We start from the raw sequence: 24,664 nt of genomic DNA, 5'->3' as shown, positions 1-24,664 counted from the left end.
AGTTGTATGTCACTATTTCAGGTCTTTCTTTCCAAAGTCGATGATAACCGGTGTGGCCACACAGATGGACGAGTAAGTACCGAACAATACGCCGATAAGCAATGCGAACGAGAAGCCGCGCAATACATCGCCACCGAACAAGAATAATACCAGCAATATCAATACTACGGTTAACGCAGTGATGATGGTACGGCTAAGCGTGTTATTGATAGCATGGTTGATGATATCTTTTGTTGAACTGTTTCTCTCGCTCGGCAAGTGTAAGAACTCGCGGATACGGTCGAACACCACTACGGTATCGTTAATTGAGTAACCTATAACGGTAAGCAATGCAGCTATAAAGGCCTGGTCGATATCCAACGAGAACGGAAGCAAATCTTTAAACAACGAGAAGAAAGATAGTACCATCAGCGCATCGTGTGCGGTTGCAACCATCGCACCAAGGCTGAACTGCCATTTGCGGAACCTGATCAATATATAAGCCGAGATAACCAAAATGGCGATGATGATGGTCCATTTTGCCGAAGCCTTCAATTCGTTTGCTACGGTAGCCTCTACTTTAGAGTGGCTCAATATATCTTTTGCTGTTATTGTAGTAACAGGGTTTGCTTTTAAAGCCTGAACCAAAGCAGCCTCTACTTTATCATCAGCATCAACAGATTGGTCGTTGATGAGGTAGTTTGTAGTGATGCTGATCTTATCGGCACCGTAAGTTTTCACTTCTGAACCAAAACCCAGCGATTTATCCAGTTCTTCGTGTATCTGATCGGTTGTAGCTGCCTTATTAGGGAATTTAACTAAGTAAGTACGGCCACCACCAAAGTCTACACCATAGTTAAAGCCGCGGGTAACCATTGATACCAAACCGGCAGCGATGAATATACCAGAGAAGGCATAGAATTTGAAACGGTTTTTAACAAAACCGAAATTTGCGTTTTTGAAAGTGTGCGAGCTCCAAGGGCGTGAGAATTGGATATCCCAGCCTTTTTCCAGCATAAACTCGAACAATAACCTCGAGATCAATAAAGAGCAGAACAAGGTAGTTACGATACCGATCATCAGCGTAGTAGCGAAACCCTGAATAGGGCCCGAACCGAATACGAAAAGGATAACACCTGTTAAGAAGGTACTGATGTTGGCATCAAGGATAGAAGGCAATGCATGTTTAAAACCATCGGCAATAGCCAAACGTAACGATTTGCCTAAACCAAGCTCTTCGCGGGTACGCTCATAAACCAACACGTTAGCATCAACCGCAACACCCAGGATAAGGATGATACCTGCGATACCAGGCAAGGTTAATACGGCGCGGATGCTCACTAATACACCCATCAGGAAGAATACGTTCACTAACACCGCAACCACAGCAACAGTACCTGCGCGGTTGTAATAAGCTATCATGAAGATAAGGATAACCACTAAGCCCAACACGCAAGATAATAAACCTGCGCTGATAGCTTCAGCACCTAACGACGCACCTACAACCTCGCTGCCTACAATGCGGGCAGGGGCAAGCAGGCGGCCTGCTTTTAATACGTTGGCCAAATCCTCGGTATCTTCCATTTTGAAGTTACCCGAGATAGATGATACACCACCCGAAATTTCGTTCTGAACGTTAGGGGCAGAGTAAACGTTATCATCCAACACAATGGCGATAGCGCGTTTGTTGGCACCTGCTGATGCTTCGGCAGTAATGTTTTTCCATTTCTGGGCACCTTGCGAGTTCATGTTCATGATAACCTCGTAGCCACCGTTCTGTTGGTTAACATCTTTGTGGGCATCAGTGATCACGTCGCCGCTCAGTACAGGGCCGTTTTCTGCACCGGCCAGTTTAATGGCGTATAGCTGGTATACTTTTGTTTTTTCGATAGGTTTTACACCCCATAAGAATTTGATGTTTCGTGGCAATACACCGGTAGCTTCGGGGCTGTGCAGAAGCTCGTTCACTTTTGCAGTGTCTTTCACTTGCGAGTAACCAACAATTGGGCCCGGGGCTAATTGCTGTTGGTTGTTAGCATCAGGGTAAGTAACCAGGCTCATTACCGAGAACAATGGGTTTTGAGCAGCCAGCTGAGATTTGTTGGCCAAAGCCGAAGTGTCTTTGCTGTTCGCGTTCTTCAGTTTGTTCAGCAATGAGTTTGCCGAATCTTTCAGGCTGGTTGGTGCTTTAGCAGTTGTAGCCGCTTTAGCAGTATCTTTTTTCGAAGTGTCGGCTTTGGCAGCAGTTTTTGCTTTTGCACCAAGCAGGCTGTTTACGTTGTTCAGCAGCGCGTAAACTTCGGTATTGTCGTAAGTTTGGTAAAACTCCAATTTAGCCGAACCCGATAACAGTTTACGAACACGATCCGGTTCTTTAACACCCGGAAGTTCGATAAGGATACGGTTGGTGCTTTTTTGCAACTGGATGTTTGGCTGCGTTACACCAAACTGGTCAACACGGCGGCGCAATACGGTGAACGATTGCTGCACGGCAGATGACGATTGGTCTTGCAGGTATTTTTCAACCTCGCTGTTGCTCGAGTTGAATTTGATCTTGTCCTGATTGCTGCTGTTGGCAAACAGAGCGGCTAATTTTGCGTTAGGAGCAAGTTTCTCGTAAGCATCAACAAAAAGGGTGATGTAATCTTTCTGAGTTTCTACAACGCCTTTTTCAGCCTCAGCTAACGCTTGCTTGAAAGCAGGGTCAGGGTTGTTGTTGGCCAAAGCCTGTACCAGCTCGCGCAACGAAATTTGCATGGTAACGCTCATGCCGCCTTTCAGGTCCAAACCAAGGGCAAGTTCCCTGTCAAGGCAATATTGGTAGGTATGCCCGAATAAAGGATATACCGGTTGAGTAGACATGGAGTCTAAGTAGGCCGCTTCTTTTGCGGCATCGCCTTTGGCATGTGCCTTGGCGTCGTCCTCAACTTTATTGGCCACCCATGTAAAAGAAAGCTGGTATATGCACACTATTGCCAGCAGAATGGCGAAAAATTTAATAACCCCTTTACCTTGCATCTCGAATTTGTATGTAAATAATTAGTTTTTAAGCTTTTTAAAAATAGACGGCAAATCTAATAAAATTTCACAAGCATGAAATTTTTAATTGAAACAAAATAATCGCTGTTTTTGTTACCGGCGGTTTAACTGGATGAATGAATAAGGGTGAGGGTTTTTCTCATCCGCATTGTGGTATTCGCGGCTCACTTCATCCCACTGCGCGTAGTCAATCTCCGGGAAAAAAGTATCAGCATCAAAGTTCTCGTGAACAATGGTCAGATAGATGCGGTCGGTCTTATCCATGGCCTGGCGGTAAATCTCGGCACCGCCGCCAATAAACACTTCATCCTCGCCGGCACAAAGCGCCAAACCTTCCTCTATCGACTTCACCACCTCGCAGCCGGGTATCTCTACATCCTGCCGGGTTACCACAATGTTGCGGCGGCGTGGCAAGGGCTTACCCACCGAATCGAAGGTTTTGCGGCCCATGATGATGCTGCGCCCCTGGGTTATCTCTTTAAAATGTTTCAGGTCGTTTGGCATGTGCCAAAGCAATTGGTTGTTTTTGCCGATGGCATGGTTTTGGCCAATGGCTACTATTATGGAAATGATCATTGCGGGATTTTGATGGAATGCTTAACGACCCAATCTTTAATTTGGTCGAAGTTAATGTGGCCCATGCTGGCAGAGATGGCCATGTCGTATTTTTCTTGTTGAGATGCAACCATGGTTATGCGATCTATCCGCAACATTAATCGAAGCAACAGATAAGCGATCCTTTTATTGCCATCGATAAAAGGGTGATTGATGATAAGGCTTTCGAAAACGGCCGCAGCTTTGTCCACTGCGGTTGGGTAAAGGTCTATCTGGTCAAACGTCATGTAAGGGCGAGCGAGGGCAGCTTCAAGCCCTGCAATATCTCTTATGCCTTTGCTTCCGCCGAACTGGTCTATTAAGTCGTTGTGGTATACTTCGACTTCCTGTAAATTTATCATTGCGCAAGCTTTCTGAAAACCTCTTCGTCTTCAGCAATTATTTCTTTAACGTATTCGGCTCTTTGGGCTCTCTCTGCTATTTTGGTGTTTACATTCTGTATGTAACCCAAAACTTCCTGCAGTAAATTTTCGGGAGCACTTTCAGGTAGCTGCTCAACAGCTTTCTGTATTTCTTCTTTTAATTCTGTAGTACTCATAATATCAAATTTACGCAATCCAAACCTAAACCGCAACAACCCCTTTAATGTGTGGGTGCGGGTTGTAGTTTTCCAGCGTAAAATCTTCGTACTTGAAACCGAAGATATCTTTCACCTCCGGATTGATCTTCATGGTTGGCAGCGGGCGCGGCTCGCGGCTTAGCTGCAGGCGGGCCTGCTCCAGGTGGTTGTTGTAAATGTGGGCATCGCCAAAGGTGTGGATGAAGTCGCCGTAGTCCAGGTCGCACACTTGCGCCATCATCATGGTGAGGAGGGCGTAGGAGGCAATGTTGAAAGGCACGCCCAAAAATATGTCGGCACTGCGCTGGTACAATTGGCACGAAAGTTTTCCTCTCGTTTCGCCTTTGCTTGCGTCGGCAGGCGCCACGTAAAATTGGAACAAGCTGTGGCAAGGGGGAAGGGCCATTTGGTTAACGTCGGCAACGTTCCAGGCCGATACCATAATGCGGCGCGAGTCCGGATTATTTTTCAGCGTGTTTACCACCTGGGTTATCTGGTCAATGTGGCCGCCGTCGGGTTTCGGCCAGCTGCGCCACTGGTAGCCATAAACCGGGCCGAGGTTACCATCGGCATCGGCCCACTCGTCCCAAATGCGCACGCCGTTATCTTTTAAATATTTGATGTTGGTGTCGCCTGTTAAAAACCATATCAACTCGTGGATGATGGATTTGAGGTGCAGCTTTTTTGTAGTCACCATTGGGAAGCCGTCCTGCAGGTTAAAACGCATTTGGTAGCCAAACACGCTAAGGGTGCCGGTGCCGGTGCGGTCATGCTTTTGTGCGCCGGTATCCATCACGTGCTGCATCAGGTCAAGATATTGTTTCATTGAAATGTTATTAAGTTGGACGGGTTTGCCGGGCATGTAATTTTGGCAGATAGTACCAATGAACTAATGAACCGGTGAACCAATGAACGTGTTAAAAAACACAAAGAAAAATAATCTACTTTTGGTATCCTACCGATGTGCAAAAATACATGGGTTGTTAATCAAATCCTGATGATCGTATTCCCGAACGCAAAAATAAATATTGGCCTCAATATAACCGAACGCCGGCCCGATGGCTACCACAACCTCGAGACGGTTTTTTACCCCATCAAAATTAACGACGTGCTGGAGGTGATAGAATCCGACGTGCTCAGTTTTCAATCGTCGGGCTTAGACATCCCGGGAGACGATGCCGACAACCTTTGCATCAAAGGTTATCATCTGCTCAAAAAAGATTTTCCAAAATTGCCGGCGGTAAAAATCCACCTGCACAAAAATATTCCGATAGGGGCCGGGCTCGGCGGCGGCTCCAGCGATGCCGCATTTTTTATCAAAATGATGAACGAGAAATTCGGGCTGGGTTTGAGCGATGACGCGATGGAAGATTACGCCCGCGTGTTGGGTGCCGACTGTGCCTTTTTTATTCGCAACCAACCGGTGTTCGCCTTCGAAAAAGGCGACGAGTTTGAGAGCCTTAAATTGAGCCTTGAGGGGTACTCGGTTGTGTTGGTAATGCCCGATGCCCACGTGTCTACCGCGGAGGCCTACAGAGGCGTTAAGCCGACCCCGGTGAAAGAATCATTATACGACCTGGTGCAGGCGCCCGTGGCCGATTGGAAGCGCTACATCCGCAACGATTTTGAAACGCACATCTTCGCCGCTCATCCGGTGATTAGGGGAGTGAAGGCAACCTTTTACGAACAGGGTGCTTTGTATGCCAGCATGAGCGGGAGCGGAGCATCTGTGTTTGGCATTTTTGAAACCATGCCCGACTTGAGCGCGCTTGAAGAATACTGTCAGGTTTTTTACAACGTCTGACTTTTGGGAGAGTCCGAAAGTCGGGTAAGTCCGCAAGTCCGAAAGATGAAGTGAGGGGGGCTCCCTTTTTATGCCCTGCGTTAAGGACGCCGGATTGATGTGGCGCTGATTTTTTGTCTTGCGTTTCTTCTCTTTTGATTGCTAAGTTTTTTTCCGGTCTTCTGACTTACGGACTTCGGACTTGCCGACTCCAGGCCTAACTAATGTAATCCTTGTCCTCATCACTTAGTGTACGGGGGCTGCTGCTGCCACTGTCATTGCCATCGTACCCGGAGTGGTTGTATTTGCCCCGACCGGGACGCCCAACCAGGAAGCCTATTACAAAACCCACTACGCCTACTATGGCCATCATGGTAACCTTTGAAACGTACATCACCGAAAACAAAACCACGAAGCGTACAGGGTCGAGGTTTTGCATAAAAATAATGGTGAGCAAAATTGCCGCTATTAAAATGATGATGGTTTTGATGCGCATAAAATTTCGGTGTTTGTAGTTTATCACAATATGCAATTTTAATGCCTCATTTTAAAATTTTGGATTAGTGCGAGAGGTGTTATCCGGACTACATGAAATTGTAAATTGTCGGAGATGCTTCTGCTCCCGCCATCATTTTTGGGCCTCTGTATCTACGCCCCTTTTGCTTCCTTAAATTCTGACAGCTCCCCAAAAAAGACTTTAACTATTACAACCGGAGCTGTCGCCTTTTCGAATCCTCTCGTTAAAATTTTCTCGGATTTTTCAGGCTGTAATTTCGCTGTTGAGAAGCACGCTCGTTCTTCTTTTTTTCTGCGCACAAATCCTCGTTCGTATACACCGGCAGTACTGTGGCGATTTTTTAGCAACTCTAAATTTTTTGTTCGGTACACTTACTGTTAGTGCACTCTCGTTATACCCAGCGTGAATTTTTAAGTCATATAACATTTAATAAGTACCTCATTTATATAATTATATGATGTATTTTGATTGACTTCGTCAATGTGTACTAATATTTTTAGTTTTTTGATGTTTTAGTTAGGTTTGTTTTGTTTAACTTTTACATTAATTGTATTGAATTATTATCTGATTTTAAGTTTAGTATAATTTAACATGTTTTCTATTTTTCAAATTTATCCGTTTAAAAAAAAGAAATTAGTAGAGAGAAATAGCCGGTAGGTATGATTTATATGAAGTTTTAGTTCAGTACACTTTGAAGAAATTGAATTTTTGAGCTGTAGAAGCAGAATAGCCCGGGACGTATAAAATCACGCCCGAAAATTTGGATGGCTTAGAGGGGCTTAAAATGGCTTTTTATGGCGGGCGTATGTTTACCCCTATCTAAGCAAAATGGGTTGCCTGGGGATGATTTGTACCTTGAAATGAAGTAAGAAAATTAGCGTTGATTTTTGCGCTTAGCTATCTGTTTCTGCGCAAACGGAAACAAAAAAATAGTGGAGAGAATGATGATAGCACCGGCCCAAAAACCAGGCGTTACGCGGTTCCTATCGCCCAGAAAAACAAAGGCCATAATGATGCCGTATACCGGCTCGAGGTTGGTGATGAGGGCAACGCGGAAGGCCGAAAGTTCGCGCATAACGGATACGCCGGCAACGTAAGCGAGCGACGTGCAGGCCGTGCCGAGCAACACCAGGTAGCCAATATCAGTAAGTTTTGGGAGTGCAAAATTGGCGAAGCCGCCGGTTACTGTAAGGTATAGGGTGATCCAAAAGAAGGCGCCGGAAAGCTCGTAGAAGGCGATGACAGGAGCTTCATGAGCCTTTACAAAACGCGAGTTGATGATAGCAAAAAGTGCAGCCAATACCGCGCTGAGTAAACCTGCTATGATGCCCTTAGTGTATTGTGTTTCGAATTTGAAAATTAAAACGATGCCGATAATGATTAAAACGCCGGCGATAATTTCCATTTTTGAGATGCGTTTTTTGTTGATCAGTGGCTCAAAAATGGCAGTGAAAAGTGTGATGGATGAGAGGCAAACCAGCGTTACAGGAACCGTTGAAAGCTTGATAGAGCCAAAGAAAAGCACCCAGTGCCCGCCCACCAACGCTCCCGTAAGCGCCATTTTTAGGATGGTTTTTGGCTCAACTTTGAAGATTTTTTTGCTGAAATTGAAATACAAAAACAGCGAAATTGCTGCTATCCCCACCCTGTACCAAACCAAATTTATGGCCGAAACGGTGATGAGCTGGCCCAAAATTCCGGTAAATCCCCATACAAAAACCGTGAGATGGAGGATAATTAAGTTCTTATTTAAGGCGGAATTTTGGGTGTTCTCAGACATTTATTTAGGGGCTTTAAGGATCAATACCCAGCCCAATATACCGAAAATTGCGTTAGGAATAAGCACCGCAAAGTAGGGCGGGAAGCCTCCTTTCACGGCAAAAACCAGCGCAAAACGGTTCACCACAATATATACAAAACATATAAAAATGCCTATCCCCAGGGGTAAGCCAACGCCTCCGCGCACCTTGCGGGAGGATATAGCCACCCCAATAAGGCAGAGTACAAAAGAGGATAAGGGCTCAATAAACCGCCGGTATTTTTCAAATTGCATGTCAATTAAAGCACCCGTTCCGCGTGTCTTTTCTTTCTCAATAAGGGTGTTTAAAACGTCTAAACTCATGCCCCCATATACGTTGCTATTCACGTTATCGTGCACCTCAAAATCGATGGGGCGCATGTCTAAAACGGTGTCAATAGCCGGTCCGTTCGATATGAATTTTTCCTTCATTCCGTTCACATACCGGATAGATGGGCTGATGATTTTCCACCTGCTTTTGAGCGTATCGTACTGGATACTGGGTGCCGTGAGGCGCATTTTTAGCTCTGTAGAATCAAATTTTTCGAGCATAAATTGGTAACCAACGTGCACCTGCGGGTCGTAAGATTGCAGAAAAACGAAGGTGTTTTTGTCCAACTGAATGTGTACTTCGCTCTTTGTGGGGTCGTCGCCAATGAAAAAATAAGCGCTTTCAAAGTCAACTTTTAGCTTATTTGTAAAAGGAATAATGAAGATATTGGCCAGTATTGACACTGAAAATATCACCGATGCCGACACAATATAAGGCCTTAAAAAGCGGTAAAAACTGGCCTTGCTGGTAAGAATTGGAACGATTTCGGTTTGGTTCGCCATCTTGGCGGTGAAGAAAATTACCGCCAAAAAGTTGATCAGCGGCGATAGCATCATCATATAAAACGGTACGAAACCCGCGTAATATTTGAAGATGATATCGCTCAAAGGGGCGTTTTTGCTGAGGAAATTATCGAGGTGTTCAGACACATCAAACACCACCGAAATGGCCATAAATATGCCCAGCGTAAATATAAAAGTGCCCAGGTATTTCTTGATGATATACCAATCTATGGTCTTCAAATACCTGTCAAAAAGTCGTTTCATTATAAGCGTTGGCCTAAGCGGTTTACCATTGTTTTCTTCCACTCGTAGAACTCTCCGCTGATGATTTTATTGCGCGCTTCGGTAACCAGCCACAAGTAAAAATGCAGGTTATGCAGGGTTGCTATCTGCGCGCCAAGCATCTCGCCGGAGTGTATCAGGTGGCGTAAATAGGCTTTAGAATATTGCGTATCGGCATACAAATCACTGTCGGCCTCAATGGGCGAGAAGTCGTTTTCCCACTTTTTATTGCGCATATTAATGATGCCATTCTTGGTAAAAAGCATCCCGTTTCGCGCATTTCGGGTAGGCATAACGCAATCAAACATATCAATTCCGAGGGCAATATTCTCCAAAATATTCACCGGAGTGCCCACGCCCATCAGGTATCGGGGCTTATTCTGAGGCAAAATATCGCACACAATTTCGGTCATGGCGTACATTTCTTCGGCAGGTTCGCCTACCGATAAACCGCCAATTGCATTGCCTTCGCGCTCGAAAGAAGCGATCACTTCGGCTGACCGAATCCTTAAATCTTTGTACACCGAACCCTGCACAATGGGGAATAAAGTTTGGTTATAACCATATTTTGGCTCGGTAGAATCAAACCTGTCGCAGCAGCGTTTTAGCCAGCGATGGGTCATTTCTATGGAGCGTTTTGCGTAGTTATATTCGCATGGGTAGGGGGTGCATTCGTCGAAAGCCATGATGATATCGGCCCCAATTGTTCGCTGAATATCCATCACATTTTCGGGCGTGAACAGGTGTTTTGAGCCGTCAACATGCGAGCGAAATGTAACGCCTTCCTCTTTTATTTTGCGTACATCGGTTAAAGAATACACCTGGTAACCGCCGCTATCAGTTAAAATAGGGCCGTTCCAGCCGTTGAATTTGTGCAATCCACCGGCGCTTTCTATGATATCTAATCCGGGGCGGAGGTATAAATGATAGGTATTGCCGAGGATAATTTGGGCCTTAATATCGTCTTTAAGTTCGCGCTGATGCACGGCTTTGACGGTGCCGGCGGTGCCAACCGGCATAAAAATGGGCGTTTGAATTACGCCATGATCGGTTACCAATTCGCCCGCGCGGGCCTTGGATAGGGGATCTTGAGCTTTTAAAGTGAATTTCATTAATCCCGCAAAATTAACGATTTAGGTTGATAAACAGGCGGTGGCTATTGTTTAGAAAAACACATCGTTTTAATATATAACCGTGACAGAACCGCTTAGAATTTGCTTGCCACCCCTGGCACTTATTACATAATAATACGCCCCGGCCGGTACCGGTTTGCCTTTTGTGGTGCCATTCCAGGCGATGGTTCCCCCTCGTTTTTCAAAAACGGGTGTGCCGTAACGGTTGTATATTTTCACCATTGCGGTAGGGTCGCCATCAAGGCCTTCAACTATCCAGGTATCGTTTACGCCATCGCCATTGGGCGTGAAGGTGTTAGCCAGTTTTATATCGGTACAGTAGCTGCTTATTTTTATGGTTTGCGATGCCCGGCAACCATTTGCATCGGTTACTACAAGGGTAATATCACCGGTACTTGTGGCTGTATAAGTACTGCCGCCTGCTACGCCATTCCACTCGTATTTACTGAAACCGGTAGGTGCGCTAAGCGTAATTGCCTCCTTGGTAAACTGGCACAAGGCAGCATCCGGAACGGCCAATATGGGGTTGGGCAGAAACTGTACGGCCATGGTTTGCTCTGCAAAACAGTCGCCCGAGGTGGCACGTGCAGTGTAATTTCCTGATGTTTTTACCTCTATATTATCGGTATTTGCACCGGTAGACCAGCTGATATTTCCGGCAGAATAGGTAGCTTTAAGGCTTACGGATTCGCCATCGCACAGGGTGGTATTAATTACTTTTTGTATGCTTAAAGTAGGTGGTGCAGCAAAAACTACAGCTACCGGTTGCGCCGTTTGCGAGCAGTTTATTTGTGTGCTGCTAACGGTAAATGCGTAGTTGCCCGGCTCGGTAACGGTAATGTTTGTTTTGTTTTTGACATCGGGTAACAACACATTATCGCGAATCCAATTAAGTGTATAGGCAGCATCGGTTTGTATATTGGCGTTTAAAATAGCGGCGTCGCCTATGCAGTAATTAGTTTTATTGGTAGTTATAACAGGTTTTGGCAGCTTTATGAATTCAACAATTACCTCTTTAGATGTTTCCCAGTTATCGGTACAGGCGCTTACTTCAACCTTGTATTTACCCGCAGCATTCAGGGTTAATAGTTTGCCTGTTTGCCCGGTTAGCACACCATCTTTATACCACCTATACTGGTAGGCATCGCTGCCTTCGACCTGTAAGTTCGCCATCGCGTTTTCGCAGTACTGAAGCTTATCGTTGTAGTCAAATTTAAAGGAGGGGCGGTCTATGGCTTTCACTTTCAACTGGTTGGTTTGGATGTGTTCCATGCCACAGGGGTCATATACTACTGCATAATATTCGCCGGATTCATTTGTTTCAAAACTGCGGCTGGTAATGCCTGGTAATTCTACCCCGTTTTTGTACCATTGTATAGTGTTGCCTTTATAATCGAATTCACTGATAGTCATTTTCACATTCGTGCCGCAGGTTTCTTTTTCGGTGATCGCACCGGCATAATCGTTCTCAAAAATCAGGGCTTGCAAACGCTGTGTACCCAGGAAATTTCCATAATCGGGGCGGAGGTAGTATAGGCCTTTTTGCGTAGCAACCCAGGCGCCATCTTCACAAAGCGGGTTGGAGCCAACTACATTATTAACAGATATATCGTTTATCACAATGTTTTCTAAAGGGGCATATGATAAAAAATCCAAGCTTTCTCCGACAGGTAATTTGCCGAAAGTGTTGTAAAAGGAGTTGCTGAAATACAATCCTTTATCAGTGCCTACCAATAAGTTTTCTTTTATTTGCCCGACGCCGAAAAATAAGCCTGCATTGCCAAATGTGGTAAGGCCATAAATGGTAGCTACTTTATTTACTTTGGTGCCCTGCAAATACTGTTTGCTTTGCGAGAATATATGGCTGTTGCCCTTAATCATCTCAACCAACCCTTTCTCTGTGCCATAAAAAAGAGTTTGATAAGCGGAAAGGTCTATGTAATTATAAACGATTCCTGTGGTTTGTGTTGCAGTGTAAATGTCCTCGCCATAAAGGCCGCCGGTCCATAAAAACGACATCAGGTAATTGTTAGTCAGTATCGAATAATGACGTAGCCCGGGCAGGTCGTCGTTAAGGCTGCTGTTAAAAGTTTGCAAAGCAGATCGATAGGTTGCATCGTAAACGCGGCCTGGTTTGTCAACGTTATCGGTAAACTGCGCTGCGGCTGTTTCGTTGGCAATGTTATAGTTATATATGGTATTACTGGTACCAATAATAAGTATACCCGGCGCTGCAGGGAAATAAGGAGTGGCGTATTGGCCCATTTCCTCGATTATGCCGATGGAGTTAACTATGCCTTCAATACCCTGCGCGGTACCAATAAGTTTAACACTACCATTTTTATATTGTATTATATAATTAGAGTTTGTGGCTATAAAAACCACATCTTTATTTTGCCCGGCAATATCTATAAACGGTAAATTATAGTTATTGAACAATGCCGTATAGTCTGCTATAGAGTTATCCAGGCTGTTAATTCGGTATACTTCATTGTTTTCGGCAAGCACCCACAGGTATGGGTCATGAAAATTACGCTTAACTTTTAGTATATTTTTGCCAGCTAAGAGGTAGGCGTTTTCATGAAATTCAACATCTTGTTGGCTATATGCTATAGTAGCAGCCAGTAGAAAAGGTATTATGAGTAATAGAAAATGAAAACGCGGCATTGATAAGTAGTATAGGCCAATGTTTAAAGTTACATTCTTTTAGCGTAATATTCATATAGTAGGTTAGCGAGCCCGTGCAGTAGGTACAGGAGGCGGTTTTATAGGGCAATCTTTACACAACTTATAGCAACATTTCCCGCACATTTTCAACCTTTTTTAGCAACTTTGCGTTCATTTTTATTAAGGTTTTGGAAGCTTATATTCAAGAGGCGTTATTTGTTCTGTTTCAACTTTGTTTAATTGTTCAGTTGTACTACCTGGTGGCCAACCATACCAAGTTGTATAACTACAAGCCCGAACCCGGCCTGCCTGAGGTAGCTATCCCCATATCAGTTATCATCAGCGCCCGTAACGAAAGCCGTAACCTTACCGAAAACTTACCTTATATATTACAGCAAAAATACCCCGATTATGAGGTTATAGTAGTGAACGATTGCTCGTACGATAACTCCGAGGAGGTTTTAAAAGATATCCAACAGGAGTTTTCGCACCTTAAAGTGGTAACAATTACAGAGCACGACCGCTACAAAACCGGCAAAAAATTCGCCCTTACACTGGGTATAAAGGCCGCCCAACACGAGCATCTTTTGTTTACCGATGCCGATTGCAAGCCTGCCACTCTACATTGGATAACCCGTATGGCAGCCAATTTTAAAGGCAATACACAGATAGTTTTGGGCTATTCGCCATACTTCCGCGGCAAGAGCTTCCTGAATGCTTTTGTGAGGTTTGAGACTGTTAAAACCGCTATTAACTACCTTTCGGCAGCTCTGCGCGGCGATGCTTATATGGGTATAGGGCGTAACCTGGCTTACACTAAAACTCTGTTTTTTGCCTCAAAAGGCTTTGCATCGCACATGCATTTAATGAGTGGCGACGACGATTTGTTTGTAAACGAGAACGCTACTGCCGAGAATACTGTAATTGAATTACACCCCGATGCCTTTACCCACACGCCGGCAAAAACATCTGTGGGCAGTTGGTTCAGGCAGAAAAAAAGGCATATGGGGGTAGGCGCAGTATACAAAAACAAGCACCGCCGCCTGTTAAGTTTTGATGCCGTTAGCGGTTTTTTATTTTATGTTTTATTTATATTGTGCCTTGTATTTAAGTTTGAACCGCTGCTTGCCATTGGTGTTGTAGTTTTTAGGTTGATACTGCAAACCATTATATATAGCAGGGTGTTTAAAAAATTAGATGCCGGCGACTTGCTTTGGAGCCTGCCGTTTTTTGATCTGTTATATTACCTTTACTTAAACGTGTTTGGATTGATAGGTACTTTTATAAAACCCACCCGATGGAAGTAAACGCCAATTTTACCGAGAACGCCAAGAACGATTTTCACCTGGTTGTAAAAGCCCGCGAAGGTAACCAAAAGGCTTACGCCGACCTGATGCACCGCTATAAAGATTCGATATATTTTATGGTGCTGAAGATGGTAAATAACAAAGAGGATGCTATGGACCTTACTGTAGAAACCTTTGCCAAAGCCTTCGAAAAACTGGAAAAATACCAGCCCGAGTTTGCGTTTAGCACCTGGCTTTTCCGTGTGGCCACTAATAACTGTATCGATTTTATCCGTAAAAAGAAGCTTAACACGCAATCTATCCACGGTATGCTGGATGAAGACGGGGAGGAAAAGCCGCTGCAAATAAAGGCGGATACACTTAACCCCGAAGAAACTTCCATCAAAAAACAGCAGACCGAAGAACTGAAAACCCTGATAGAAAGCTTGCCTCCGCGCTACCGTAACCTTATTACTTTACGCTATTTCGATGAGCTATCGTACGAGGAGATTGCCCAGCAACTGGACCTGCCTTTGGGTACCGTAAAGGCGCAATTGTTTAGGGCAAGGTACCTTTTGGGCAACATTATCAACCGCTATAATAAGGATGACATCTGACCTTATACTGAAATATTTCCCGGATATTACCCCTGCACAACAGGAGCAATTTGCCCGCCTGCAGGAACTTTATACCTTTTGGAATAACCAAATAAACGTAATATCGCGCAAGGACATCGACCTTTTATACGAACGCCATGTACTGCATTCACTCGGTATTGCCAAAATAATGCCCTTTTTACCTGGCGAAAACGTGCTTGATGTAGGTACCGGAGGAGGCTTTCCGGGTATACCTTTGGCCATACTTTTCCCCGAAACCAGGTTCCATTTGGTTGATTCTATCGGTAAAAAAATAAAGGTGGTGAATGGTGTTGCCGAAGCTTTAGGCTTGACGAATGTGAAAGGAACCCATGCCCGCGCAGAAGAAATAAAGGAGAAATTTGATTTTGTAGTGTCGCGTGCGGTTACGCAGCTGAAAGATTTTTACCCATGGGTGAAAGGGAAATTCAGTAAATCGGCAAGCAATAAATTGGCCAGCGGCATACTCTATTTAAAAGGGGGGGACCTAACACAAGAAATTGCCGAATCGGGTTTAGCCGTTCAGCAATTCTTCCTCAAGGAGTATTTTGAGGAGGATTTTTTTGAGACCAAGCAGGTGATCTACGTAAAAGGATAAGCTCTACATATTTTTTTTAGGGTCTGCTTTTATCGGTTCAATTTTAATTTCTACCGGTTTTTCCTTTACAGGCACTATCTCAATTTCCTGCACTTTAGGGGCCAAAGCCGGTTTCGAAAGCTTAACTTCTTTGGTTTTTACCGGTTTCGGTTTTACGTTAATTAGCTGTTTTGGGGAGGGTGCAGCAGCAGGTTCCTCAATAACAATTTCTTCTTTTACCGGGGCCAATTTAAGTTTTGGTGCTGCTGCGGGTGCTGCGTCTATCCTAACTTCAGCCAATTTTGGTTTTGCATCTGCCACTACCGTTGGCGGGTCTATTCTTATCTCGGCAATTTTTGGGCCCGCATCTGCCATAACAACAGGCGGAGCTATTTTACTTTTTGGCGATGTAACACCAACTTTTGCCGGTTTAGGTGCTATAGCAGGCGGCGGCGGAGGAGGAAGTTTGCGGTTCATTTCTTTCCTTTGTTCGGCAGTTATACCAACTACGCCGGTTTCGCCAATAAATTCAGGGCTGTTTTTTAGAGAGCTTGCTATAGCAGGTACTTTATCGCCAAGCACAAACAAAGTTACGGCCATTTTCTTTTTGCCCGGTTCGGCTTTTATAACATTTGGGAACTTAGCAATGCCTTCCTTAACGGCATCGGTAAAACGTTTGTCATCGCTGCCGGTTACCGTAACATCGCTGATACGGCCATTAGCACTCAAAGTAAATGCTGCCACAAGCGAGGCGCTGAGCTTTTGTTCAACGGCGTCTTTTGGATACTTTACCTTTTGCGATACCCATTCTGCAAGCTCGCTATAGCCGTTTTTTTGAGCAACAGGTGGCGGCGGCGGCGGTAATTTAGGGTTAGTGCTAAAGGCTTTGTCAGATTGGCGAGTCATTTTCCAAAATGCCATCATTTCGTCTTTTTTAAACTCAAATCCGTATTTATCCTTTAGCATTTTGCGCTCTGCAGAGGTAGCATCAGTGCTGTTGTAGATCTTTTCGGCACCACTTTCCTTTATAGTTACGGTGATGTATGGTGTTTTTTTATCTATAAGGTAATCATTCTCCTGCAAGGTATAGCCTTTGCCAAATTTTACAGGCGGGCGCATAGCGAACGCGGTATCGGCTTTTGCGGCAGATATCGGTAGTAACGTTTTGCTGTCAACATCTATCACCTCAACGGTAAGCTTCACCGTTTTTTCGATATAGGCAATATCTGCAGCGGTGGTGCTTTTAGCCAAATAGGTTTTATTGGTTCCTTTATGGGTAAAGGATAAATTGTCGGCATAGGTAGTGATGTTGTTCGCTTTATCCACTATTTTGAAATACTTAATAGTGTTGGCCGCCATTGCTTCCGAGGCTTTTTTGGCCGGCGAAAGATCAATGAACGCATAATCTTTACTGAACACCAGGGTTGATGCGCACAGCATCCCTGCGCACAGGGGCACTGCTGCCAGGTACTTTAGCCTTGCTAACTTACCCGACCGTTGTTGGTTTAACATAATGATCCGTTTTTTTAAAAGGTTATAATTGAAAAAAGAATGTGCAATAGGGGAGCCCTGCAACCCGTAGGCATTATGCAGCAGGAAGGAAGAATAGGCAAGCGCGTCTTGCTCTCGCGCAGCGGTCTGCTCGTCGGCAATGTACTCGTGTATGGTGCGCAGGCTGCGTTGCAACAAGTATATTAAGGGGTTGAACCAGCAGGCTACCTTTATTAGCTCTACAAAAACAATGTCTGCCGAGTGCTTTTGGCGAATGTGCACCAGTTCGTGCGCTATAATGGTATCGGGCTGAGGCACATTAGTGCCAATGAACAGGTAATTAAAGAACGAGAATGCCGTACTATCTCCGTTAAGCTGTACCAGTTTATACTTATCGCCATATAAAGCATGGCTTTTACGCATCAGTAACGAGAGGCGGTAAAGGCGGAAAGCGAATACCACCAGGGTAATAACTGCACCTATTATATAGGCGTAGAATAGTATGTCGGCGGCGGTAATTTGCTTAACCGGCTCGGCAATAGTTATTTTAGGCACCAGCGGGGCAGGTATTTGTGCGGGGTAAAGCACCGGTTCTATCTCAATTTCTTCAACGGGCCTTAATACGCTAAGCTGCGTTACGGGCAAAACGAATGATATTATGCAGCTAAACAACAGGTAACCGCGGCCCAGCAGGTAGTGGGTTTCGTTATTTAAAAACAGGCAATAGCACAAATAAAATACTCCCAGGTAAATATTTGCTTCAACAAGGTAGTGCAGCCAGTTCATTGTTTTTTGTTTTTGAGGTTGTTTAGTAATTCGGTTAGTTCATCCAGTTCTTTTAGTCCCAGGTTCTTCTCATCGGCAATGAACGATACCAGGCTTTTATACGAATCGCTGAAGTAGTTTTTCATCAGCTTATCGAATGTGAATTTTTTGTACTCGTCTTCGCTCACGAGGGGGAAGTATACATGTGAGTTGCCGTAGGCTTTATGGTCTATAAATCCTTTGCCTTCCAGCACACGCACCACGGTTGAAACCGTATTATAAGCGGGTTTCGGCTCGGGAATTTTTTCGATGATATCCTTCACAATGGCTTCGTTCAACTGCCACAGTATCTGCATTATCTGTTCTTCGGCTTTGGTTAATTCTTTTATCTGCATAGCAAACTATTTTTATAGTTAGGCTAAGGTAGAACTATTTTTATAGTTTGCAAACTATTTTTGTAGTTTTTGAAAAATATTTATTGATGAATGGGTTTGTGGTGGGTTTTTGCCCGCAAAGACGCGTAGAGAAAAGTTGTTTGTACCTAAATTTGTAAGAATTATCTTTATAGAAACATTACCTAAATGCCAAGAAATCACAATCCGAATGATGACGGTCAAGTTCCGGGTCGTACAGCACCTAAGAAGAGAAAAAGTGCTCCTATTATTAATTTAACGGTGAATACCGGTGCTAACCAAGTAGAAGATGAGTATACTAATCGCACTCCCACTGAACATCAAGGGAACGATATAAAAGTAAATGTGGTTAATGCTCCCGATGACAATAGTTTACAGATTGAGGCAAATAAAATAGCAACTACCGCAAATAAAATTTCTAACAATGCTAATTACTTAAACGCTGGGCTTTTCTTACTTACAATAATATTGGCAGGTATTTCGATATGGCAGGGCGTGTTGACCAGGCGGTCTATTGAAGTAGCTAATAAAACCTTCCTTGCCGACAGTTCCAATAATGAAAGAGTTTATATCAGGGATAGCCTTAATAAAATACAATCTGATATTGCGGATGCCGCAAAATTGAAAAGAGATACAGATTTTGTTAATAAACAAAAAAAAGGGATAGATGCTCAAATACGGGCACTTCAAGAAACGCAAAACCAATTTAAAATTGCAAATGAGCCTTATCTTCAGCTTACAGAAGTTAGAATAGACAGTGCAATTATAGGTAAGCCGTATTACATAAAATACACGCTCGCAAACCTTGGCAATTACCCAGTTAAAATTTTGAACACAGATTTTTATTCTGCGATTAGGGTAACGGATGCGGGTATAAAAACCATAAAATCCAATAATGAAAAATCTTTGGCGGGGGACTATATTGTTAAAGGCAACGCAATAGTTTTCATAGATCAGACCTCAAAAATCGTTACCCAAGAAAATATAAACAAAATATTGGGGGATGGGTATTTTTGGACATCCGGCATAATAAAATATCAAAATCTTGTATCTCATCAAATAAAATCTTATAAGTTTAATATAAAGATTAAACTCAACGGAGTTTTTACTTCTACTTACAATCTTAATAGGGTCGTAAAATAATTCATTTTTCATAAAGTGTAAGATTGTATGCTGTTTCCAAAATAATTATTGATGAAATGTGTTGGTAGTAAGTTTTGCACGCAAAGGCGCGAAGACGCAATGAAAGAATAGTATGATAAATAGCTAAGTTTAGTGGGACGTGGTACGATCAATAAGGCGAATCGGGGAGTGTATGCTTTCAAAAACTCTACGTCTTTGCGCCTTTGCGTGAAATAAAAATCAATTTTGCTAAAAATATTAGGATTTTTCCTACATTAGGGCAACCAAAACTATGTCGTTACATCATCAGATAGCTTTAACCTTTGTAAAACAGATAGGGCCTGTGCTGGCCAAATCGATGCTCAGCCAGTTTGGCGATGCCGAGCAGATATTCCGTTTATCTAAATCATCGCTCACCCGCGCACGGGGCATAGGGGAGAAGCGGGTAGAAGGTGCCGACTTTGACGAGGCTCTTCGTCGCGCCGAAAAAGAGTTAGATTTTATAGAGAAGAATAATATTGATGTGCTTTTCTATACCGATGCACGCTACCCAAAACGGTTAAAAAGCTGTCACGATTCGCCACTATTATTGTATTCGCGCGGTAACGCTAACCTCAATATGCTGCGTGTTATTAATATAGTAGGCACCCGCAACGCCACCGATTATGGCAAACAACTGTGCCGGCAACTGGTTGACGAACTGCAGGAATACAATATATTAATAGTAAGCGGCCTTGCTTTGGGTATTGATGTGGCCGCGCATAAAGAATGTTTGCGTGCAGGTGTACCTACGGTTGGTGTTTTGGGTCACGGGCACGATAGGCTTTACCCTTCCCAAAACCGTGGCACTGCCGAAAAGATGCTGGAGAATGGCGGCTTGTTAACCGAATACCCATCGGGAACGTTGCCCGACCGCGAGAACTTCCCGCAGCGCAACCGTATTGTGGCCGGCATGGCCGATGCAACCATTGTGGTAGAGGCAGCACTAAAAGGCGGCGCACTCATCACTGCCGAAATTGCCAACAGCTATAACCGCGATGTGTTTGCGTTCCCCGGCAGGCTGGGGGATGAGTACTCGGAAGGGTGTAACTTTTTGATACGCAATAACAAAGCTCAACTGCTCACCTGCGTTGCCGACCTGGCCTACAGCCTCGGCTGGGAAAAGAATAGCGATATGAAACCCGCGCCCGAGCAACTGATGCTCCCTATCGACCTATCAACCGGCGAGCGTGCCATTTACGATATCATTCGCGAAAATAAATCGCCCTTAGCTATTGATGACCTTAGCGTTAAAGCAAATATGCCCGTTAGTCAGTTAGCTATGGCACTGCTGGATATGGAGTTACAGGGCTTTATCCGCTCGTTGCCGGGTAAAACTTATGCCGTTAATTAAAGCTTGGGGTTATCGTAGTAGGTGAGTTTGCCCGAATCTTCGTAGATCTCCTGCCAGCTATCCAGGTCAAATTCTATAAGTGCTACTGTTCCCGGCGGCACTTCTTTTAGGGCACTGCTTAGGGTATACAACACTTGCGCAACGGCCGGGTTATGGCCTACAAGGGCTATGAAATCCTGATCGGCCGGCAGTTCGCTTATCACGCGGAGCAGGGTACTTTCGCCTGCCTCATATATATCTTTAATGATAGTGGATTCGTTCAGCTTCAGCGTATCAGTAAAAATATTGGCGGTAGTATGCGTGCGTAAAGCCGGGCTGGTAACAAACGCTTGTGGTATAATGCCTTTTTCCAGCAAGTGCTGCGCCATGGCTTCGGCTCCTTTTACGCCTTTATCGGTTAAGGGGCGTTCAAAATCGGTATAGCCGCTTTCTTGTGTGGCTTTGGCATGGCGTATTAGCAGGAGCTTTTTCATATAGGTTTACAAGTATAGGGATAAGACAAACAAAAACTGAACCTGTTTTATGTTTGGCTTTATTTAACCACAGAGTTCGCAGAGATATGCGCAGAGGTTCGCAGAGCTTGTAATGTGTATATTTTATCACGTAAAGGCACTAAGCCCGCAAAGAAAAAGATCAAAAAACTTTGCGCCTTGGCGTCTTTGCGTGAAGTTAAATTGAATTTTCTCCCTCTTTCACCAATTTGCAAATCTCTCTGTGAACCTCCGCGTTTTCTCTCTGTGGTTAAATTGGGTAATTTCTTATTGATTTTTTAAGAAGAGATACTCCTTAAACTCAGAATGTAACGCCAACACTCACACCCAACACCCGGTTTTTACTTTTTACACTTGCATTATTTACAATGTTTGCTAAGCCCAAATCGTAATTTACGCCGATTAAAAAACCCGTGTTAAAGCGCAAGCCGGCAATGCCCTGTGCGCCATAGTCCATTCTTTTTAGCTGGCCGCTGTATTGGCCAAAGCTTAAATTGGTAGTTGATGGAGTACCGCCGTTATTAGAGCTTTCTACCTTGCCCGATAACCCGTAAGCTGCGTAGGGGCCTGCGCCAATATATAGTTTGCCAAAACCGGCCGGTACATTAATTACAAAATTTACAGGCAATTGCAGATAACGCAAATTAAGCGAACTGGAAATACCGGAGTTTGTCTTGCTTTTAGAGCCTTTGCCGGTGTAAAACAATCCGGGCTGTATAGCTACGCCATCGCCGGCAAACTCCAGGAACGCGCCAACCGAAAAGGATGTTAAGGTGCCCGATGTAGAAGTGCCGCCGGAGCCATCGCTACCGGAAATTTGTGCAAAGTTTAAACCGCCTTTTAAGCCCGCAGTAGGTACCTGAGCAAATGCGCAAAATGATAAAGTGGCAAATGCCAAAGAAAGTAATAGTTTTTTCATGTGTGATATTGGTTAAGGTAAAATTTAGATAAAACAAAAAGAGGAACGATGAAGCTCCCCCTTTTGTTGTTTAAGTGTTTTCTTAGAATGTGTAACCTATCGAAAATCCTAAAACACGGTTCCTTGTTGAAATTGAACTATCGTTGGTAATGTTTGATAATCCAAGGTCGTAATTAATACCCAGTAAAAGGCCTGTTTTCAGATGGATGCCCGCAATGCCATTTAAACCTAAGTCGGTTCTTTTTACATCGTCTGGGCCATCTCCAAAAGTGCCGTCTATGGTTACACCCGAGGCATCTTTTCCTTTAGCAGATAAGCCATAAGCCGCGTAAGGTCCGGCACCAAAGAAAATGTCGCCTACAACTATCGGAGCATGGTAAACAAAATTTACCGGCACCTGCAGGTAATTTAAACGGATGGTGTTGCCATTGCCGTCGCTGCCACCTTTGCCTGTATAGTATAAACCCGGTTGTAGTGAAACTGCGCCAAGTTTAAAATCAACAAAAGCGCCGGCTGAAAACGAAGTTACCGATTCAGTCGATGCTGAGATGTTGCCGGCTGAAGCGTTAAGTTTGGCAATGTTTACACCGCCTTTAATGCCGATCTGAGGAATTTGTGCGAAGGCCGATGTTGCTGCTACGGCCACTAACGCTAAGGAAAGTAGTACTTTTTTCATAATATGTGAGTAAGATTTATTGTTGGACAAAACTAAGTAATAAAAGATTAATTACTTCACAGATTATTTTTAGCGGGCGTTCACAAACGATGTGATAGGTGCTTCGGGCATATCGTTCATGCATTTAAAATGCCCGAGCGGGCATTTTTCTAAACCGAATTTAGAGCAGGGGCGGCAGCTGATATCGGTGCCGGCGACCAAAACATCCTTCACCATGTAGGGCTGTACACCCAACAATTCGGGCACCGTGCCTCCCCAAACAGATACAATGGGCCTATCGAAAGCCTCGGCAATATGGGTAAGCCCGGTATCGAAGCCAATTATGCTTTGGGCTTTGGATACCAGGAAGACCGATTCGTCCAGCGAGGTTATCCCGCAGGCATTATACACTTTTTTGCCGAGTGCTGTGGCAACTTCGTTGCCGTTGGCCTGTACATCTTTACCGCCTAAAAGCACCACCGGCAGATTCAAATCGCGGCAGATGTTGACGATCTTATAGTTGGGCAGGCGTTTGGTAAAATGCGTAGCACCGATAACAAAAGCCACAAAGCCCTGCTGATGGCTGGCGGGTAATAGCTTTTCTAACCGATGTTCGCCCACATGGTAATCAATAGGTTTACCATCGTTTTTCACGCCTAATGGCGCGGCCGCTTCCAGGTATCGTTCTACCAAATGCGTTGTTGGCACCAGTTGTTTACGCAGTTTAAGGCTGAGCCATTTGCGCACTATGTGCTTTTTATAGGTGGAAGACTTAATGCCCGTGCGCAGTTTGATGATGGCGGTGCGCAAGTTGTTGTGCAGGTCAACAATATAGTCGTATTGTTCGGCCTTTATATCGGCAATGGTTTCGGCCAGTGTGGGCTTCAGCAGCAGCAGCTTATCAAGATAGGGGTTATTATTGTAAATATATTGGAAGGCCGGCTTGGTTAAAAAATGCACTTCGGCATTGGGTACCTGCTGTTTCAGGCAGCGCACCACAGGGGTAGTATATATAATATCACCCATCGAGCTGAAGCGGATAACCAATATCTTCATGCGGTAAAGATACTCTGTTAAGTGGTTTGCGCGCGTATTTTGTTGATGATAGAGGTTGATGAGTAGCCCTCTACCAGCGTAATGGTTTTTACTTCGCCGCCGTTGGCTAATACTTCTTTGGCGCCGGCAATATTTTCTACGGTGTAATCTGCACCTTTTACCAGTATATCGGGCATTAGGGTAACAATCAAATCGCGCGGGGTATCTTCTTCAAAAAGTACAATCCCATCCACAAAAAACAGAGCGGCCAGCAGCGCAGCACGGTTGTTTTGGTCGTTCACGGGGCGGCTTTCACCCTTCAGGCGCTTTACCGATGCATCAGCATTTAGTCCGATCACCAGTTTATCGCCCAGTTCGGCAGCTTTTGCCATATAGGTGATGTGCCCCAAATGCAACAGATCGAACACGCCATTGGTGAACACAATTTTTTTGCCCTCCGCCTTCCATGCCTGTATGCGGGCCGTGAGGGTAGGCGTATCGGTTATTTTTTCTAAAAGCGTTTGCTCGAGGTTGTTGCGCATGGGGAACGTTGTATTTCTTCTAATTACCTCCTTGGGGAGGGGTGCGGCTGCCCGCGCGTAAATGCAGGGAGGGGTTTATACGTTATGCATAGCGGCGAAACCCCTCCCCGCCACTTCACAAAGCCCTCACACCC

General features: G+C 44.5%; 23 protein-coding genes. 6 read left to right on the top strand and 17 right to left on the bottom strand.

The annotated features are described in order from the left end of the window. Positions 1 to 12: 12 nt before the first annotated feature. From secDF to BC343_RS29055, 5 genes are all read right to left on the bottom strand, one after another. On the bottom strand, positions 13 to 2,997 hold the full coding sequence (gene secDF, locus BC343_RS29075; protein ID WP_078351321.1) for a protein translocase subunit SecDF: 2,985 nt from the start codon (positions 2,995 to 2,997) through the stop codon (positions 13 to 15). 114 nt (positions 2,998 to 3,111) lie between these two features. After that, entirely contained in the window at positions 3,112 to 3,594 is a 483-nt protein-coding gene (locus tag BC343_RS29070; RefSeq protein ID WP_078351320.1) for a dihydrofolate reductase, read from the bottom strand. Then, positions 3,591 to 3,974 carry a type II toxin-antitoxin system death-on-curing family toxin gene (locus BC343_RS29065; protein ID WP_078351319.1) on the bottom strand — a complete coding sequence of 128 codons (384 nt, stop codon included), beginning with the start codon at positions 3,972 to 3,974 and terminating at the stop codon, positions 3,591 to 3,593. The genes BC343_RS29070 and BC343_RS29065 overlap by 4 nt, the downstream gene beginning before the upstream one ends. Beyond that, positions 3,971 to 4,171, bottom strand: coding sequence for a hypothetical protein (locus BC343_RS29060; protein ID WP_078351318.1), 201 nt, complete (start codon positions 4,169 to 4,171; stop codon positions 3,971 to 3,973). The genes BC343_RS29065 and BC343_RS29060 overlap by 4 nt, the downstream gene beginning before the upstream one ends. 25 nt (positions 4,172 to 4,196) lie before the next feature. Then, the gene (locus BC343_RS29055; RefSeq protein WP_078351353.1) at positions 4,197 to 5,018 is read right to left on the bottom strand and encodes a thymidylate synthase; all 822 of its coding nucleotides are present in this window, start codon (positions 5,016 to 5,018) and stop codon (positions 4,197 to 4,199) included. Positions 5,019 to 5,189: 171 nt separating this feature from the next. Here BC343_RS29055 and ispE point away from each other — a divergent pair, with 171 nt between their 5' ends. After that, a complete protein-coding gene (gene ispE / locus BC343_RS29050) occupies positions 5,190 to 5,996 on the top strand; it encodes a 4-(cytidine 5'-diphospho)-2-C-methyl-D-erythritol kinase (RefSeq protein WP_078351352.1) in 807 nt (268 codons plus the stop codon). Between the two features lie 196 nt (positions 5,997 to 6,192). Here the strand turns inward: ispE and BC343_RS29045 are convergent, their stop codons facing one another. The 5 genes from BC343_RS29045 to BC343_RS29020 all read right to left on the bottom strand — a co-directional run bounded on the left by BC343_RS29045 (position 6,193) and on the right by BC343_RS29020 (position 13,206). After that, positions 6,193 to 6,471 carry a hypothetical protein gene (locus tag BC343_RS29045; RefSeq protein ID WP_078351317.1) on the bottom strand — a complete coding sequence of 93 codons (279 nt, stop codon included), beginning with the start codon at positions 6,469 to 6,471 and terminating at the stop codon, positions 6,193 to 6,195. An 895-nt stretch (positions 6,472 to 7,366) separates the two neighbouring features. After that, positions 7,367 to 8,272 (bottom strand): DMT family transporter, encoded by a 906-nt coding sequence (locus tag BC343_RS29035; RefSeq protein ID WP_078351315.1) that lies wholly within the window; start codon positions 8,270 to 8,272, stop codon positions 7,367 to 7,369. After that, positions 8,273 to 9,388, bottom strand: coding sequence for an LptF/LptG family permease (locus BC343_RS29030; RefSeq protein ID WP_202909886.1), 1,116 nt, complete (start codon positions 9,386 to 9,388; stop codon positions 8,273 to 8,275). Then, complete coding sequence (gene tgt / locus BC343_RS29025; RefSeq protein WP_078351313.1) at positions 9,388 to 10,518, bottom strand: tRNA guanosine(34) transglycosylase Tgt; 1,131 nt, start codon at positions 10,516 to 10,518, stop codon at positions 9,388 to 9,390. Before tgt ends, BC343_RS29030 begins: the two co-directional genes overlap by 1 nt. Before the next feature lie 69 nt (positions 10,519 to 10,587). After that, positions 10,588 to 13,206, bottom strand: a complete 2,619-nt coding sequence (locus BC343_RS29020) for a T9SS type B sorting domain-containing protein (protein ID WP_078351312.1) — start codon at positions 13,204 to 13,206, stop codon at positions 10,588 to 10,590. 188 nt (positions 13,207 to 13,394) lie between these two features. On the opposite strand from BC343_RS29020, the gene BC343_RS29015 reads away from it, so the two are divergent. Genes BC343_RS29015 through rsmG form a run of 3 tightly spaced genes read left to right on the top strand, consistent with a single transcriptional unit; the run spans position 13,395 to position 15,725 of the window. Then, positions 13,395 to 14,513 (top strand): glycosyltransferase, encoded by a 1,119-nt coding sequence (locus BC343_RS29015; protein WP_078351311.1) that lies wholly within the window; start codon positions 13,395 to 13,397, stop codon positions 14,511 to 14,513. Further along, complete coding sequence (locus BC343_RS29010) at positions 14,504 to 15,109, top strand: RNA polymerase sigma factor (protein ID WP_078351310.1); 606 nt, start codon at positions 14,504 to 14,506, stop codon at positions 15,107 to 15,109. Before BC343_RS29015 ends, BC343_RS29010 begins: the two co-directional genes overlap by 10 nt. Beyond that, the gene (gene rsmG / locus BC343_RS29005; protein ID WP_078351309.1) at positions 15,099 to 15,725 is read left to right on the top strand and encodes a 16S rRNA (guanine(527)-N(7))-methyltransferase RsmG; all 627 of its coding nucleotides are present in this window, start codon (positions 15,099 to 15,101) and stop codon (positions 15,723 to 15,725) included. Before BC343_RS29010 ends, rsmG begins: the two co-directional genes overlap by 11 nt. A gap of 3 nt (positions 15,726 to 15,728) precedes the next feature. On the opposite strand, the gene BC343_RS29000 is transcribed toward rsmG, so the two are convergent. Together BC343_RS29000 and BC343_RS28995 are read right to left on the bottom strand one after the other, a co-directional pair. After that, positions 15,729 to 17,981 carry a M56 family metallopeptidase gene (locus BC343_RS29000; RefSeq protein ID WP_078351308.1) on the bottom strand — a complete coding sequence of 751 codons (2,253 nt, stop codon included), beginning with the start codon at positions 17,979 to 17,981 and terminating at the stop codon, positions 15,729 to 15,731. Continuing rightward, positions 17,978 to 18,355, bottom strand: coding sequence for a BlaI/MecI/CopY family transcriptional regulator (locus BC343_RS28995; RefSeq protein ID WP_078351307.1), 378 nt, complete (start codon positions 18,353 to 18,355; stop codon positions 17,978 to 17,980). Before BC343_RS28995 ends, BC343_RS29000 begins: the two co-directional genes overlap by 4 nt. Before the next feature lie 186 nt (positions 18,356 to 18,541). Here BC343_RS28995 and BC343_RS28990 point away from each other — a divergent pair, with 186 nt between their 5' ends. Further along, positions 18,542 to 19,516: a hypothetical protein gene (locus BC343_RS28990; RefSeq protein ID WP_078351306.1), complete on the top strand. Its 975-nt coding sequence runs from the start codon at positions 18,542 to 18,544 to the stop codon at positions 19,514 to 19,516. Positions 19,517 to 19,787: 271 nt separating this feature from the next. Then, positions 19,788 to 20,888, top strand: a complete 1,101-nt coding sequence (gene dprA, locus BC343_RS28985) for a DNA-processing protein DprA (RefSeq protein ID WP_078351305.1) — start codon at positions 19,788 to 19,790, stop codon at positions 20,886 to 20,888. On the opposite strand, the gene BC343_RS28980 is transcribed toward dprA, so the two are convergent. The 5 genes from BC343_RS28980 to rfaE2 all read right to left on the bottom strand — a co-directional run bounded on the left by BC343_RS28980 (position 20,885) and on the right by rfaE2 (position 24,530). Then, positions 20,885 to 21,361 (bottom strand): SixA phosphatase family protein, encoded by a 477-nt coding sequence (locus BC343_RS28980; protein WP_078351304.1) that lies wholly within the window; start codon positions 21,359 to 21,361, stop codon positions 20,885 to 20,887. The two genes, dprA and BC343_RS28980, sit on opposite strands and share 4 nt — an antisense overlap. A 319-nt stretch (positions 21,362 to 21,680) precedes the next feature. Then, positions 21,681 to 22,298 carry an outer membrane beta-barrel protein gene (locus BC343_RS28975; protein ID WP_078351303.1) on the bottom strand — a complete coding sequence of 206 codons (618 nt, stop codon included), beginning with the start codon at positions 22,296 to 22,298 and terminating at the stop codon, positions 21,681 to 21,683. A gap of 82 nt (positions 22,299 to 22,380) precedes the next feature. Further along, positions 22,381 to 22,974, bottom strand: coding sequence for a porin family protein (locus BC343_RS28970; RefSeq protein WP_078351302.1), 594 nt, complete (start codon positions 22,972 to 22,974; stop codon positions 22,381 to 22,383). 69 nt (positions 22,975 to 23,043) lie between these two features. Then, positions 23,044 to 24,009, bottom strand: coding sequence for a glycosyltransferase family 9 protein (locus BC343_RS28965; protein ID WP_078351301.1), 966 nt, complete (start codon positions 24,007 to 24,009; stop codon positions 23,044 to 23,046). 17 nt (positions 24,010 to 24,026) lie between these two features. Next, positions 24,027 to 24,530, bottom strand: coding sequence for a D-glycero-beta-D-manno-heptose 1-phosphate adenylyltransferase (gene rfaE2 / locus BC343_RS28960; protein WP_078351300.1), 504 nt, complete (start codon positions 24,528 to 24,530; stop codon positions 24,027 to 24,029). Positions 24,531 to 24,664: the final 134 nt, after the last annotated feature.

Source organism: Mucilaginibacter pedocola (assembly GCF_002013915.1).
Classification (GTDB): Bacteria; Bacteroidota; Bacteroidia; order Sphingobacteriales; family Sphingobacteriaceae; genus Mucilaginibacter; species Mucilaginibacter pedocola.
This window is presented reverse-complemented; position numbering and strand designations above follow the sequence as displayed.

Excerpts from the sequence above, each read along its gene's own strand:
- BC343_RS29035 (WP_078351315.1), bottom strand. The coding sequence starts at position 8,272 with ATGTCTGAGAACACCCAAAATTCCGCCTTAAATAAGAACTTAATTATC.
- BC343_RS29055 (WP_078351353.1), bottom strand. The coding sequence starts at position 5,018 with ATGAAACAATATCTTGACCTGATGCAGCACGTGATGGATACCGGCGCA.
- tgt (WP_078351313.1), bottom strand. The coding sequence starts at position 10,518 with ATGAAATTCACTTTAAAAGCTCAAGATCCCCTATCCAAGGCCCGCGCG.
- BC343_RS28980 (WP_078351304.1), bottom strand. The coding sequence starts at position 21,361 with ATGAAAAAGCTCCTGCTAATACGCCATGCCAAAGCCACACAAGAAAGC.
- BC343_RS29030 (WP_202909886.1), bottom strand. The coding sequence starts at position 9,388 with ATGAAACGACTTTTTGACAGGTATTTGAAGACCATAGATTGGTATATC.
- BC343_RS29065 (WP_078351319.1), bottom strand. The coding sequence starts at position 3,974 with ATGATAAATTTACAGGAAGTCGAAGTATACCACAACGACTTAATAGAC.
- BC343_RS28970 (WP_078351302.1), bottom strand. The coding sequence starts at position 22,974 with ATGAAAAAAGTACTACTTTCCTTAGCGTTAGTGGCCGTAGCAGCAACA.
- rsmG (WP_078351309.1), top strand. The coding sequence starts at position 15,099 with ATGACATCTGACCTTATACTGAAATATTTCCCGGATATTACCCCTGCA.
- BC343_RS29000 (WP_078351308.1), bottom strand. The coding sequence starts at position 17,981 with ATGAACTGGCTGCACTACCTTGTTGAAGCAAATATTTACCTGGGAGTA.
- secDF (WP_078351321.1), bottom strand. The coding sequence starts at position 2,997 with ATGCAAGGTAAAGGGGTTATTAAATTTTTCGCCATTCTGCTGGCAATA.
- BC343_RS29070 (WP_078351320.1), bottom strand. The coding sequence starts at position 3,594 with ATGATCATTTCCATAATAGTAGCCATTGGCCAAAACCATGCCATCGGC.
- dprA (WP_078351305.1), top strand. The coding sequence starts at position 19,788 with ATGTCGTTACATCATCAGATAGCTTTAACCTTTGTAAAACAGATAGGG.
- BC343_RS29020 (WP_078351312.1), bottom strand. The coding sequence starts at position 13,206 with ATGCCGCGTTTTCATTTTCTATTACTCATAATACCTTTTCTACTGGCT.
- BC343_RS28990 (WP_078351306.1), top strand. The coding sequence starts at position 18,542 with ATGCCAAGAAATCACAATCCGAATGATGACGGTCAAGTTCCGGGTCGT.
- BC343_RS28975 (WP_078351303.1), bottom strand. The coding sequence starts at position 22,298 with ATGAAAAAACTATTACTTTCTTTGGCATTTGCCACTTTATCATTTTGC.
- BC343_RS28995 (WP_078351307.1), bottom strand. The coding sequence starts at position 18,355 with ATGCAGATAAAAGAATTAACCAAAGCCGAAGAACAGATAATGCAGATA.
- BC343_RS29060 (WP_078351318.1), bottom strand. The coding sequence starts at position 4,171 with ATGAGTACTACAGAATTAAAAGAAGAAATACAGAAAGCTGTTGAGCAG.
- BC343_RS28965 (WP_078351301.1), bottom strand. The coding sequence starts at position 24,009 with ATGAAGATATTGGTTATCCGCTTCAGCTCGATGGGTGATATTATATAT.
- ispE (WP_078351352.1), top strand. The coding sequence starts at position 5,190 with ATGATCGTATTCCCGAACGCAAAAATAAATATTGGCCTCAATATAACC.
- rfaE2 (WP_078351300.1), bottom strand. The coding sequence starts at position 24,530 with ATGCGCAACAACCTCGAGCAAACGCTTTTAGAAAAAATAACCGATACG.
- BC343_RS29045 (WP_078351317.1), bottom strand. The coding sequence starts at position 6,471 with ATGCGCATCAAAACCATCATCATTTTAATAGCGGCAATTTTGCTCACC.
- BC343_RS29010 (WP_078351310.1), top strand. The coding sequence starts at position 14,504 with ATGGAAGTAAACGCCAATTTTACCGAGAACGCCAAGAACGATTTTCAC.